We start from the raw sequence: 14,195 nt of genomic DNA on the forward strand, positions 1-14,195 counted from the left end.
TTCTCCAAATCTTTGAATGCTGTTTATTTCATATGCCGAATAAGGCAATACTTGTTGTAATAGGTTCATTATTGTTGAACCTTTATGAACCGCTTATGAATCGCCTACACTTTCTGTGATTGATACACACCACGAAACGCCAAATCCGCATAGGGATCATCGATTTTATTTGATACCATGCTCGTAGATTTTTAGTATCACAAAGCTAAACAGCTACAACAACTAATTTAAGGCCGAATTTATGAACAACACTGAGCAACCTAAAAAGAAAATGAAGAACTGGGTGCCAATCGTCTTCTTCGGACTTCTCAGCACAGTGCCTGTATTCATGTTTTTAGTCGACGTGTACATCAACCAATACATGTAATCAATTCAACTCTTCGTTAATCAAATCAGCTCTTCGTTAATAAAATCAAGAATGTCGATCAGATCATGATCAGGCAGATTCAGTAAGTTATCACCAACATACCATTCAATCTTACATTGGTTTGGCAACTCGCTGATTGCTGGGTTTCCTATCCAAATCTTGTATTTCTTCGCTATGTTGTCTCTCACAATAATACCGTCTTCATAGCTCACTGGTAAATAGAGGTGAAGCATGTTTACTTGGGGTTCCTGCGGGTTCACTTTGAACTGCGGGTAATCTTGTAAGATTTGATAGATTTGCTTAGTACGCTCATACAATGCTGGCATCAACTCAATCCGTTGATCAAACTGCATTGCTGCCGAAACCACGTAAGGCGTGCGATGATAAACATTTCCGCCCTGACGCTTCATCCATGCCGACGCTTTTGCTACGAAAGCCTTGTCACCTAATAAGAGTGAACCTCCAAGACCGTTTAACCCTTTGTACAGCGAAACATAAGCCGTATCGAACCCCTTAGCAATCTCGCTGTATGGCTTTTGATAATACGCGCCGCACTCCCACAAACGCGCACCATCCATATGCAGATGAATCGATTGTTCTTTGCAGTACTGCTTTATCGCTTCAAGCTCTTCCCACTCAGGCAGCTGACCACCAATCTCTCGCATCGGTAGTTCATACAATGCCGCGGCAATCTCATCAGGCCAAGCCTTTAAGTCGTCGACATTCCAAGTGCGAAATACGTTGCCGACCGGAAGTACGTTGAATCGATTTTGGAGCTGATACCCTTGGCGTTCATGACGCATGATATGACTCGACTCATGCATCGCTACTACTGGGTTTCTTTTCTCTTGGCACGCAATTTCTAACGCTGTGGGTTGGTTCATAGTGCCGGTAATCACAAACACGGCGGCTTCATAACCAAGCAGTTCTGCGACCTTGTTTTCAAAGCTCTCGATAAACTCGCCATCACCGTAGCTATCATGGCTCACATTATGTGTTTCACACCATTCAGCCATCTGAGCGAATGTTTGTGCAGGTGTCGGTTCTAGATGACCGGAAAGCAACAAATCACATTGTTGACGCAAGTCCATGCTCATACCTTTTCCTTTATTCATTGTCGTACTATGTAGGGTGATTGAATTATTTACGTTAGCCTTCAACAGTGACATAAAGTGCACCTCTTCGCTTTTATTATTAGCGAATAATTAGTTTTACGCAGTCATCGGCTGCGTGGGCCGGAAATATTCAAATTGACGGGTGTTTTATATAATTAAGTCCCTAAAAACACGCGCATCTAACTAGATAAGTATGGGCTAATTCGTTGTTGTTCAACCATTCTTCTATTATTGTATATCTATAATTCCAATAAATATTATTCGTTAATGGACAAAGAGGGCTATATGTCGAAAAATCGAGTTTTGGTGCTATTCGCCCACCCTTCTCAACACCGTTCTGAAGCAAACAAACCCTTATTTGAACAAGCCAAGCGCATTGATGGGGTTACCTGCGTCGATCTCTACGCTGAATACCCAACATTTAAAATCAACATCGACCGAGAACAGAAACGCCTGTTAGACCATGACATCATCATTTTTCAGTTCCCACTATATTGGTACTCAACACCGGCAATTCTTAAAGAGTGGCAAGATCTCGTTCTAGAATACGGCTTCGCTTACGGCACCGATGGCAACGAACTACAAGGCAAGAACTTGTTATGTAGCATTACTGCAGGTGGCAAAAAAGACGCCTACCAAACTGATGGTTACAACCATTTCACGATTCGAGAACTGCTTCACCCAATCGAACAAACCGCTTCTCTGTGTGGGATGAACTACCTCGCGCCCTTTGCGTTATTTGGTTCGCGTACCGCGTTGGAAGAGAACCGCATTCAAGAGCATGTCGATAGCTATAAAGTACTGTTAGAGGCGTTGGTTGCTGGCGAGATCAATATCAAAAAAGCCAGTAAGGCAGAAAAGCTAAACCACTACGTAGAAGAACTAATGGCAGAGGTTAAATCATGACGGGATATTTTCTACAAGCGTTTATCTACTTAGTCGCAGCAGTTATTGCCGTGCCTATTGCCAAAAGACTTGGCCTTGGTTCTGTATTGGGTTACCTCATTGCTGGTGTTGTGATTGGCCCAATTATTGGTCTGGTAGGTGAAGAGACCACAACTATCCAACACTTTGCCGAGTTCGGTGTGGTTATGATGCTGTTCTTAGTCGGTCTTGAGCTTGAACCTAAGATGCTTTGGGCAATGAGGAACCGACTTATGGGGCTGGGTGGCCTGCAAGTTGGTGGCACGACCGCAATTGTAATGGGTATCGCCCTTTTCTTAGGACAGCCTTGGACCATTGCGCTGACTATCGGTTTGATCTTCGCACTGTCATCTACCGCGATTGTTCTCCAAACCTTTAACGAAAAAGGGCTATCCAAAACAGAAGGCGGCAAGAACGCTTTCTCAGTCCTACTGTTCCAAGATATAGCCGTCATCCCTATGTTGGCGTTTATCCCTCTATTGGCGTTGCCAGAATTAATCGAAGCTGCACAAAGCGCGGTCGCTTCGGCTTCTGATCATCATGAAGAGTTAAGTCTCGTTGCTGGCCTACCCGGTTGGGCTTATGGCCTAGTGATCACAGCATCTATTGCGATTGTGGTGGTCGGCGGACACTTCTTAAGTCGTCCACTGTTCCGCTTTGTAGCAAGCTCAGGCCTGCGTGAAATCTTTACTGCAACCGCACTGATGTTGGTGATTGGTATTGCTGCACTGATGAGCCTAGTCGGCCTGTCACCCGCTTTAGGTACCTTCCTTGCGGGTGTGGTATTGGCGAACAGTGAATTCCGCCACGAACTTGAGTCTAATATCGACCCGTTTAAGGGACTGTTACTTGGCTTGTTCTTTATTACCGTCGGTGCGGGCATCAACTTTGATGTTCTATTCAACGACTTTGGTTTGATCATTGGCCTCACCCTTGGCGTTATGCTTCTTAAAGCCTTGGTGCTATTTACGTTGGCATTGATCTTCAAAATCAAAAACAGTGACCGTTGGCTGTTTACATTGAGCTTGGCTCAAGCCGGTGAGTTTGGTTTTGTACTACTAAGCTTCTCAGCTCAAAACCACGTATTACCTGCGGACATCGTCCAAACATTGTCTCTGGTTGTGGCACTTTCAATGTTCCTAACACCAGGGTTATTCATTCTATTTGATAAAGTGATTCTGCCTCGTTACCAACAAAAATCTAACGACCGCGAAGAAGATACTATTGAAGAGAAAGGCACCGTTATCATTGCAGGCATTGGTCGATTCGGTCAAATCGTTAACCGCTTGTTGGTGTCGAACGATGTCAATACGGTGGTTCTGGATCACCAAGCGAACCAAGTAGACTTACTGCGCTCTATCAATATCAAATCTTACTTTGGTGATGCGACTCGTCACGACTTGTTGCATACCGCCGGAATCGAAGAAGCGGCAATGCTAGTAGTAGCAATCGATAACCAAGACTCAAGCGTTGAGTTAGTGAAGTACGTTAAACACACCTACCCTAAAGTGAAAATCTTAGCCCGCGCATTCGACCGTGGTCATAGTTATCGCTTACGAGAAGCAGGTGCAGACTTTGTGGAATCAGAGACCTACCATTCTGCTCTTGAAATGGGCGCACAAGCCTTGCGCTCTTTGGGTCATCATCCATTCTTCGTCGAACAGCAAAAATCGACGTATCAACGCGTAGAGAGCCGTAAGTCTGAAAAGCTTTACCAAGCTTGGTCTGAGGCTGAAGAGAATCCACGCTACGACAACAACTACCGACAAATCTTCATTCACCTTGAAGATGCGATGAAAGAAGACATGAAGAAAGACCGTTCAGACAAACACTCTCGATCTGAACGTGGTTGGACACCACCACCAAAAGGTTATGCAGATGGCTTTGAGGAAGAAGAGTCTTAAGCAGAAGTCTAAGCTACAGCTCTAGATGAACATGCAATGCAACCATCAAAAGCGGCTATTTAAGCCGCTTTTTCTTTCATTTACCCCCTACAAAACGTCAAATGAACATAAGTATCAGGTGCCGAAACTCATAATCCGAGATATTTGTGTGATCTAGCTAAAATTTTTAATTTCTGACCACATAGCAAAAGTGGATTCAATTTTTACATTATTGAAACATTCCAACCCTGCATAAACCACACCATAAACACGGCTATATATGCACTCATTCCTGCCATTCAAACATCCACCCAAATCATAGCGACCACTCTCTAAGGCTTGAGTTACATTGCATATATCTAAATCCGCCGCAAAAGCCCCAACAAACCCATTCACCAATCAAATAAATAACGCACGACATTCACAAATTCAAACCATCAAAATTAACATAAACATTTCAAAGTATGTCTATCGTTACAATTTGTAACGAATGGCAGTTGTCGGTATAGTCCTGCAATTCAAAAAGTGAGACCTTTGCGCTCACCTTAAAGGAGATATAATAATGATTACTAATGATGCTGTAATAATGGGCATGTTAGCTGTTATTCTTGGCGGTGTTTTTATCACGGAAAGTAGCCAAAATAGCGCACTGAAAAAATTCTACTCGTTCGTTCCGGGTCTATTGCTCTGTTACTTTGTTCCTTCTCTATTGAACAGTTTCGGCATCATCGACGCATCAAACTCAAAGCTGTACTTTGTTGCAAGTCGTTACCTATTACCAAGCGCACTCGTTCTACTGATCATCTCAGCTGACCTACGCAAAATCTTCGGCCTTGGCTCAAAAGCCGTCATCATGTTCCTAACGGGTACTGTCGGCATCATCATTGGTGGCCCTTTGGCGATTTTAATTATCGACCAAGTTAACCCTGACCTCGTATCTGGCGATGTATGGCGTGGCCTTACAACTGTTGCTGGTTCTTGGATCGGCGGCGGTGCAAACCAAGCAGCAATGAAAGAAGTATTTGAAGTTGATGACCAACTGTTCTCAGCAATGATTACGGTAGACGTTATCTGTGCAAACATTTGGATGGCTGTGTTGCTTATCATGGCAGGTCGTCAGAAGAAGATTGATGCATGGCTAAAAGCTGACACATCATCTATCGAAGAGCTAAAAGAGACGGTTTCTAAATACCAAGAAGAGAACGCTCGTCCAACAACCACAACCGATCTCATGAAGATCACGGCCATTGCCTTCGGATTAACAGGTCTCGCTCACTTATTCAGTGACATGATTGCACCGTGGATCTCAACCAACGCGCCAGAGCTTGCAAAATACAGCCTAACATCCGGCTTCTTCTGGCTGATCGTAATGGTAACAACGTTCGCGCTGATCGCTTCATGCTTCAAATCTACACGCAGCCTTGAGCACAGCGGCGCGTCTAAAGTTGGTTCAGCGTTCATCTACATCCTAGTTGCAACTATCGGTATGCAAATGGATGTGACAGCTATCTTAGACAACCCAGGTTACTTCTTCATTGGTATTACATGGTTAACTATCCATGCCCTTCTGATGATTGTGATGGCGAAGCTAATTCGTGCACCATTGTTCTTTATGGCTGTAGGTAGCCAAGCTAACGTAGGCGGCGCTGCATCGGCACCTATCGTCGCGGCTGCATTCCACCCAGCATTAGCACCAGTAGGTATCCTAATGGCGGTATTGGGTTACGCACTCGGCACATACGGCGCTTACATCTGTGGTCTCATCATGCAGGTTGCTGCTGGTTAATAGAAGCGCTTCAATGAAGTAACACAAAAGGCTGAACGATCATCGTTCAGCCTTTTTCATTTCTACTCTTCCACTCTTAGATTAATCAAACAAAGACGCCAGCTTATTTTCTACTACAGGACTGATATTAAAACTCAACATAAAATCCGGACGTGTCTTTTCATCTTTCTCAATATAATAGTTCGCTTCAATGCCGAACTTCCAAGGACGTCCATTCAACACCGTTGTTTTAGTGACACTTATATTTAGTGGAACTTCTGCCTGATCCTTATTCCAGTCATATGAGAATGTCGGCGCAGAGCCAATCGTCCAACCTCCTCCTAAGATCTCAACCCAAAAAACTTGTGTCGATGTCTTGTTGATTCGAGTATCAGAATGGTCAGCCCCGTCTCCAGAAACACCATACAAGTGATTTGGGAACACACCGACAACTCGTTCACCACTCGCCTTCCCGACCATAAACTCTGGCCCAACAGCAAATTGATCCGCCGTTAAGTCACTACTGCCCGTTGGCAAAGAAGCAAAGAGACCGAAAGCGACGATAGTCCCACCTTCCATTTTGGGCGCATAAGCTAGATCGAAGGAAATGTCGCTCACTCCTGACTGATCCATATGTTGGGAACTTGTCGGTGTATTCACATTGAAATCATTCTGAACATAAGAGATAGCAGGACGGAAGATGATTTTGTCGCCATTATCCATAGGGAAAGGAAGAGTCGGTTGTAACACTGTAGCGAAGCTGTCTCCTCCTCCGTCATAACCACCGGAGTATTGGAGCTCTAAGTTAAGGCTCGCGTAAGCCGTGTTGGGGTTTGCAAGTTCCTTTGCTGCCTGCTCTGCTGTTTGATTACTTTCTTCATTAGCAATCGCGACAGTAGACGTTAATAATAATCCACTCATTATTACAGCAATTGATTTACAAGCCATTAAGCCCTCTCTTCAATAGTAAAACAATAAGATGTAACTGCTTGTTGAGTATTTTAGAGATTACTGGGCTGTAAAATGGCCATTAAGTGACAGGAAGGAATTCCATCTAAACAGTTTCCCCAATAACGGTCACAATTACACAACCGCCAACTCACAAAAACAAACATATTAACCACATTTATTCTGTTTCACTTTTTATATCGAATATTTTTCCTTTTATTACATGAACTTATAAAAATATATATCGTCAACCCTCCAATACAGGAGTATTCTGAAAAGGACGTTTAATTGGAAGAAATGACTCTCTCAAGCCATTAAAGACGTAACTCAATAACAACTAAACTTAGCTAGGTAAAAATCCATGGACACAAGTGCAATAGTCACTCTCACTATATTTTTCTTACCATTAGTTCTTCTGGTGATTTCGCATGTGAGAGGTAAAAAAAAACGTAAAGCGTTTGAAGAAAAGCTCTCGTTAGCTAGCCAACAAATTAGTAATGTCACAAATGAAAGAGACGCACTACTAAGTAAATATGCCCCGGTAATTGAAATGGAATCACACGTTAACCAATTAATTAATGAAGCGACTCAAGAAGCCGCAACAATAAAACACCAAGCCGAAAGCGTTTTGTCAGATGTCGAATCCCTACGCAACAAAACACGACAAAAGTTAATCGAAGCCAAAGAAAAAGCAGAGATTATAAAGAACGAAGCTCGTGAAGAATCGACAAAAGTAATTAACTTCGCAGAGACTCAGGCTAAAGAAATCGCTGGTGATGCATACGAGGCTAAAGCTAAAGCGGATTCCTACGAGAAAGCTATTCGTGTGATGCGCAATACCATTGATGGCTATAAAGATGACTACATAATTCCTAACCAGTCGGTACTTGATGACCTAGCTGAAGAGTTCAGTTACAGAGAGGCAGGTGAAGAACTCAAAGCCGCTCGCAAACGCATAAAAGATATGGTCAAAGAAGGCCAAGCCGGCGCATGTGACTATGTTGAAGCGCACCGTAGAACTTACGCTATTCACTTTGCTGTTGATGCTTTCAATGGAAAAGTAGATAGCGCTCTATCCAAAACAAAGCACGACAATTTCGGGAAAATCCAACAAGAAATTATTGATGCTTTTGCCTTAGTAAATCACAACGGTGCTCCATTCAGGAACGCTCGTATCAACCAAGAATACCTAGACGCGCGTCTAACCGAGCTCAAATGGGCAGTTGCTGCATTTGAACTAAGAAAGATAGAAAAAGAAGAACAAGCCGAAATTAAGGCTCAGATTCGCGAAGAAGAACGAGCTATCCGTGAAATGGAAAAAGCACGTAAAGAAGCTGAAAAAGAAGAAAAGATGCTGCAAAAAGCGCTAGAAAAAGCGCGAGCTGAATTAGGTCAAGCAAGTGAAGAACAGAGAGCTGAATTTGAAGCACAACTTGCAGAATTAGAAAGCAAGCTACAAGAAGCTGAAGAAAAAGGTCAACGTGCGCTATCAATGGCACAACAAACTCGCCGAGGGCATGTTTACGTAATCAGCAATGTTGGTAGTTTTGGTGAAGAGGTGTTTAAGATTGGTATGACTCGTCGCCTAGAACCAATGGACAGAGTAAAAGAACTTGGCGATGCTTCTGTACCATTCTCATTTGATGTTCATGCAATGATTTATAGTGACGACGCTCCTTCGCTTGAGAAAGAACTCCACAAGAAGTTCAACGAACAGTCAGTAAACAAAATTAACCCTCGAAAGGAGTTCTTCAAGACTACAATAGCAGAGGTTAAACAAGCTGTTGAACAACAAGGATTACACGAAGTTCATTGGACTCTTAAAGCTGAAGCCACTGAATTCCGTGAAAGTTTAGCTCTTGCGAAAGAGCACCAAGCAGTTGCGTAAAGGTAGCATTTATGAACGGGTAAACGATCACCTACTTTTGCTACGTTAAAACACAAAAAAGGCGACAGTAAAAACTGTCGCCTTTCTATTTAGCTTTCGTAAGTTAGTTTACTAACTCAAGTTTATTCCCAATCAAGAATAACTTTACCTGACATACCAGAGCGCATCATGTCGAAGCCTTTCTGGAAGTCGTCCACTTTGTAGTGGTGAGTGATGATTGGTGTTAGATCTAGGCCAGACTGGATTAGTGAAGCCATCTTGTACCACGTTTCGAACATCTCACGACCGTAGATACCTTTGATTACCAAGCCTTTAAAGATGACTTGGTTCCAGTCTACCGCCATATCTGATGGTGGAATACCTAGTAGAGAGATCTTACCGCCGTGGTTCATGTTAGTTAGCATGCTGTTGAATGCAGATGGGTTACCAGACATTTCTAGGCCAACATCGAAGCCTTCAGTCATGCCTAGATCTGCCATTACATCTTCAAGCTTCTCTTCCATCACGTTTACTGCGCGAGTCACACCCATTTTCTTAGCAAGATCTAGGCGGTATTCGTTTACGTCAGTAATTACAACGTGACGAGCACCAACGTGCTTAGCAACAGCAGCAGCCATGATACCGATTGGGCCAGCACCCGTGATTAGCACGTCTTCGCCTACTAGGTCGAAAGAAAGCGCTGTGTGTACTGCGTTACCAAACGGGTCAAAGATTGATGCTAGATCGTCAGAGATTTCTGCAGGGATCTTAAATGCGTTGAACGCAGGGATCACAAGGAACTCAGAGAACGCACCAGTGCGGTTTACACCAACACCTGTTGTGTTACGACAAAGGTGAGTACGGCCGCCACGACAGTTACGACAGTGACCACATGTGATGTGACCTTCGCCAGATACACGGTCGCCGATTTCAAAACCACGAACTTCTTGGCCGATGCCAACAACTTCACCCACGTATTCGTGACCTACTACCATAGGTACTGGAATTGTGTTTTGTGACCATTCATCCCAGTTGTAGATATGTACGTCAGTACCACAAATTGCAGTTTTCTTAATACGGATAAGAAGATCATTATGACCCATTTCAGGTTTTTCAACCTCGGTCATCCAGATGCCTTCTTCAGGCTTAAGCTTAGAAAGTGCTTTAATTTTCATAATGTTATCCAGTTCATCTCGCCTAACTGTAAGGCGAGAATCAAAAATCTATATGTTCTATTGGGTGTTGTTCTATCTAATCAAAGGACGCAAAAGGCATCCCTTTAAAATTAGATGATAGCCATGTCTTTACCAACTTGGATGAACGCATCGATTGCGCGATCCAGTTGCTCACGAGAGTGTGCAGCAGACATTTGCGTACGGATACGAGCTTGGCCTTTTGGTACTACTGGGAAAGAGAAACCTACAACGTAGATGCCTTTCTCTAGTGCGCGCTCTGCGAACTCAGCCGCTACTTTTGCATCACCCAGCATGATTGGGATGATTGCGTGGTCAGCACCACCCATAGTGAAACCAGCTTCTTCCATGCGAGTACGGAAGTGAGCAGAGTTTTCCCATAGTTGAGTACGTAGGTCGCCAGATTCCGCTAGAAGATCTAGAACGCGGATAGACGCAGATACTATTGCAGGTGCAACAGAGTTAGAGAATAGGTATGGACGAGAACGCTGACGTAGCCAGTCGATCACTTCTTTCTTACCAGAAGTGTAACCGCCTGAAGCGCCACCCATTGCTTTACCAAGAGTACCAGTGATGATATCGATACGATCTACAACGTTGTGGAACTCGTGAGTACCTGCGCCGTTTTCGCCCATGAAGCCCACTGCGTGAGAGTCATCAACCATTACTAGTGCATCGTACTTGTCTGCAAGGTCACAGATAGCAGGAAGGTTAGCCACTACGCCGTCCATTGAGAACACACCGTCAGTTACGATTAGTGTGTGACGAGCGCCAGCTTCTTTAGCAGCAATAAGTTGCTGCTCTAGCTCTTCCATGTTGTTGTTCGAGTAACGGAAGCGCATTGCTTTACAAAGACGAACGCCATCGATGATAGATGCGTGGTTTAGTGCGTCAGAGATGATTGCGTCTTCTTTACCTAGAATCGTTTCGAATAAACCAGCGTTAGCATCAAAACAAGATGTGTAAAGGATAGTGTCTTCTTTACCTAGGAACGTAGACAGCTTTTGCTCTAGTTCTTTGTGAGAATCTTGAGTACCACAGATGAAACGTACTGAAGCCATACCAAAACCGTGCTGATCCATGCCATCTTTAGCCGCTTCGATAAGAGCTGGGTGGTTAGCAAGACCTAAGTAGTTGTTTGCACAGAAGTTTAGTACTTCTTCACCAGTCGAGATAGAAACCGCTGCTTTTTGTGCAGAAGTAATAATGCGCTCAGACTTGTAAAGACCTTCTTCTTTAACTTCTTCGATTTGAGTTTGAATCTGTTGGTAAAATGCAGAAGACATTGTCTATTCCTTCCTAATTATTATTCAGCAGCATCGCGCGCCGCATTATGTAGGGGATGTAAACGATTTCAATTCGATCATTTACACTGTAAAACTTATACCCCTATTCTAGTTGAACATCCCCTTCTCGATTATCCCTTTAGTTGGAAAAACATTAATGAATCACAGGCACTAATAATGGTTCATCCCAGTGACACAGGGCACATAAACGTGTCTTACTTGTTCTTTTTAACGACAAATCACCCTCCATTCCGGTCTAATTTCGCTTTCATATCAAATATCAATTTTTCATCTCAGAACGATATAGTGATGAATTTAGGTTTCTCTCAGAATGTTCGACCGTTACGCCGCTATGCAAATGAGAGACAAACACATGAACCTATCAGACCACATAATACAAGAAGCCTTTGAAAACGACTGGCACACCTGCTTTTATCAGCCAAAAGTAGAATCGAGTGTAGAGAAAGTGACTGGGGGGTTGAAGCTCTGTTTCGCCTAGATATCCCAGAGGAAGACATTTTTTCTCCAGGTGTGTTTATCGATCGTGCGTTTGCATTAGGTTATGAAGAAGAGATCTTCTTTAGCGTGCTTGAGCAATCTCTCACTGAAGTGAAGTCACTGTCTATTCACCTCAACTTGGCAGAATAGAGAGTGATTCACGAAGTCGTTTTAACACTATAGGGAAATTTTCTTTATTAATCTGTTACTTACCTAGCTTTTTTATCAGTGTAGTTCACTCAATATCGTCCGTACAAGATCAGTGTTAAACACTTAAGAAAAAAGCCACTTCGTGAGGAAGTGGCTCTAAGCGAAAGCTGCTTTTTTCTAGGTTCTAGGTTCAGCAATGTTGCCCTTGGTGATCAGACAATACTTTACCGTCTTTGATCGTCACTATGCGCTTAGTTCGTTCAGCCAGCGAATTATCGTGCGTCACGATAATCAATGTTCGGCCCTCAGCATGAAGCTGATTAAACAAAGCCTCTATCTCAGCGCCAGACTTGGAATCCAGAGCCCCTGTTGGCTCATCAGCTAATATAATCTGAGGATCATTAACCAAAGCTCTAGCAATAGCGACACGCTGTTTCTGACCACCAGACAGCTGATTCGGTTTATGGTCAAGTCGATCGCCCAACCCTACTTGTTCAAGTAATGCCGCCGCACGCTTACGACGCTCTTTGGCTTTGATCCCTGAGTACACGAGAGGCAGAGCAACATTGTCCAATGCAGATGCATACTCAAGCAAATTAAAACTCTGGAATACAAAACCAATTTTTTGATTCCGAATACCAGCAAGATCATTAGCACTCAACGCAGCAACATTTTTTCCATCTAGCTGATACTCCCCTTCCGTCGGCTTATCAAGGCAACCCAGCATATTCATCAGCGTTGATTTACCGGATCCTGACGGGCCTAAAATAGACAAAAACTCTCCCTTCTCAATCGAGAGATCGACACCGTCTAATGCACGTATTTCAGTATCACCGTTTGAGTAGTGTTTACCGATATTTGAGAGTTCCACTAAGAATTTGTTAGACATGGTTTCTCCGCTGTCTTTGATCTCATCATTCACTTTGTAGTGCCTCCATCGGAGTCACTTTCGCCGCACGATTAGCCGGAAGCCAAGCCGCAGCGACACCAATAACCACCAACGTCAAAACAACAATGGTGACAACCAACCATGAAAGCTCAGGCACAGGTTTACCAAGACGCTCATAAAACATGTTGCCTTCAAGCTCTAACGAGCGAATTACAGCAATCAGTGTATAAGTGATTACTAAGCCCAATAAACCGCCCATCATCATAGTCATCAATGACTGAACCAGATAATGCATGCGAATCATCCCTGGAGTAGCACCGACCGCCATTCTCACGCCAATATCTCGTGTGGATCGTTTCACCGTTGCATACATCACGTTAGCAATACCTATGCCCGCCACTGCCAAAGTGATAAAACCAATCACACCAAGGAACCCCTGCAGACCAACTAAGAATTGTTGCATCGTTTTTTGTTTGAGGAACATATCCTCAACCTGAACGACCTGCTCATCACTGACACTAGCACCATGTTTGCGCGCAATAACCTGACGAATCGTATCTGCAAGTTTGACTCTGTCGACACCATCATGAGGTTGAACGTTGATACCACTGATATCTCCGTTGATATTAAAACGCTGCCATGTAGAGAAAGGAACAAAGCTCGAATAATTGATGCTATCTCCCTGTTCAACCTTGGCACTGTTTTTCTCTAGTACACCAATCACCGTAAACTCTTGGCTGCCAATTTTTACTGTTTTCCCGACGGGATTAACCTCTAATTTGACAGTAGCAAACCAGCTAAAGCTTTCATTAGGGTTAAACAAATCGGCCGCTAAAAGGTAACCCAACACGATGACTTTGCGTTGTTGCTTTTGGTCTAGAGGATTAAACCAACGCCCTCCTGGACGTGTCTTGAGATTCGTCACCGACTGAAATTCAGTCGTTACCGCTAACGCTTTTTTCCAAGACCCTCGCTCCCCAACAGTAAGTGATTCATCCCACACAGCTGTCGGCACCGCAGCTTTAATGTTAGGCAGAGCCTCTACAACTTTCGTATCTTCTACTGTTAGAGTCAGCGGCTTGCCCTGATGAAAAGATCCATAATCAACCGTAGCCATCCCCCCTGATAGATAAATCAAATTACCATTGCCATTTTGTGCCGTTTTAAGCACGCCTTGTCTAATGCCTTCTCCCACCGATAGCATCGCTGAAATACACAAGGTTGCCCACGCAACAGCCAGAACTGTGAGTCCAAGTCGTAGCTTTTCTGCAGACATTTCCTGAAAGATTTGTCTCATCGGTAATAGCATG

Annotated in this window: 11 protein-coding genes and 1 pseudogene; 6 read left to right on the plus strand and 6 right to left on the minus strand. The window is 43.7% G+C overall.

What is annotated here, in order from left to right; genetic code table 11:
* Positions 1 to 241: 241 nt before the first annotated feature.
* The gene (locus CWO13_RS23720) at positions 242 to 367 is read left to right on the plus strand and encodes a hypothetical protein (protein WP_017060906.1); all 126 of its coding nucleotides are present in this window, start codon (positions 242 to 244) and stop codon (positions 365 to 367) included.
* Between the two features lie 20 nt (positions 368 to 387).
* Here CWO13_RS23720 and CWO13_RS16690 read toward each other — a convergent pair whose 3' ends face one another.
* Entirely contained in the window at positions 388 to 1,464 is a 1,077-nt protein-coding gene (locus CWO13_RS16690; protein ID WP_108083257.1) for a threonine aldolase family protein, read from the minus strand.
* A 303-nt stretch (positions 1,465 to 1,767) separates the two neighbouring features.
* Between CWO13_RS16690 and CWO13_RS16695 the strand changes: the two genes are divergently transcribed.
* From CWO13_RS16695 to CWO13_RS16705, 3 genes are all read left to right on the plus strand, one after another.
* A complete protein-coding gene (locus tag CWO13_RS16695) occupies positions 1,768 to 2,388 on the plus strand; it encodes an NAD(P)H-dependent oxidoreductase (protein ID WP_102431502.1) in 621 nt (206 codons plus the stop codon).
* Positions 2,385 to 4,310 (plus strand): monovalent cation:proton antiporter-2 (CPA2) family protein, encoded by a 1,926-nt coding sequence (locus tag CWO13_RS16700; RefSeq protein WP_108083258.1) that lies wholly within the window; start codon positions 2,385 to 2,387, stop codon positions 4,308 to 4,310. Before CWO13_RS16695 ends, CWO13_RS16700 begins: the two co-directional genes overlap by 4 nt.
* Positions 4,311 to 4,851: 541 nt before the next feature.
* On the plus strand, positions 4,852 to 6,075 hold the full coding sequence (locus tag CWO13_RS16705) for a DUF819 family protein (RefSeq protein WP_017105084.1): 1,224 nt from the start codon (positions 4,852 to 4,854) through the stop codon (positions 6,073 to 6,075).
* An 81-nt stretch (positions 6,076 to 6,156) separates the two neighbouring features.
* Here CWO13_RS16705 and CWO13_RS16710 read toward each other — a convergent pair whose 3' ends face one another.
* Positions 6,157 to 7,002: a hypothetical protein gene (locus tag CWO13_RS16710; protein WP_108083259.1), complete on the minus strand. Its 846-nt coding sequence runs from the start codon at positions 7,000 to 7,002 to the stop codon at positions 6,157 to 6,159.
* Positions 7,003 to 7,432: 430 nt separating this feature from the next.
* Here CWO13_RS16710 and CWO13_RS16715 point away from each other — a divergent pair, with 430 nt between their 5' ends.
* Positions 7,433 to 8,890: a DUF4041 domain-containing protein gene (locus tag CWO13_RS16715; RefSeq protein WP_258186393.1), complete on the plus strand. Its 1,458-nt coding sequence runs from the start codon at positions 7,433 to 7,435 to the stop codon at positions 8,888 to 8,890.
* A gap of 122 nt (positions 8,891 to 9,012) precedes the next feature.
* On the opposite strand, the gene tdh is transcribed toward CWO13_RS16715, so the two are convergent.
* Positions 9,013 to 10,044 (minus strand): L-threonine 3-dehydrogenase, encoded by a 1,032-nt coding sequence (gene tdh / locus CWO13_RS16720; protein WP_017058545.1) that lies wholly within the window; start codon positions 10,042 to 10,044, stop codon positions 9,013 to 9,015.
* 110 nt (positions 10,045 to 10,154) lie between these two features.
* Positions 10,155 to 11,348, minus strand: coding sequence for a glycine C-acetyltransferase (locus tag CWO13_RS16725; RefSeq protein WP_055319414.1), 1,194 nt, complete (start codon positions 11,346 to 11,348; stop codon positions 10,155 to 10,157).
* 352 nt (positions 11,349 to 11,700) lie between these two features.
* Between CWO13_RS16725 and CWO13_RS23775 the strand changes: the two are divergent.
* A pseudogene (locus tag CWO13_RS23775) lies at positions 11,701 to 11,990 on the plus strand (EAL domain-containing protein); the annotation flags it as partial.
* Positions 11,991 to 12,186: 196 nt separating this feature from the next.
* On the opposite strand, the gene CWO13_RS16735 reads toward CWO13_RS23775, so the two are convergent.
* Positions 12,187 to 12,885, minus strand: coding sequence for an ABC transporter ATP-binding protein (locus CWO13_RS16735; protein WP_102431527.1), 699 nt, complete (start codon positions 12,883 to 12,885; stop codon positions 12,187 to 12,189).
* A 25-nt stretch (positions 12,886 to 12,910) separates the two neighbouring features.
* A complete protein-coding gene (locus CWO13_RS16740) occupies positions 12,911 to 14,194 on the minus strand; it encodes an ABC transporter permease (RefSeq protein WP_108020064.1) in 1,284 nt (427 codons plus the stop codon).
* Between the last annotated feature and the right edge of the window lies 1 nt (position 14,195).

Origin of the sequence: Vibrio sp. ZF 223 (genome assembly GCF_003050585.1) — a bacterium.
GTDB lineage: Bacteria > Pseudomonadota > Gammaproteobacteria > Enterobacterales > Vibrionaceae > Vibrio > Vibrio crassostreae.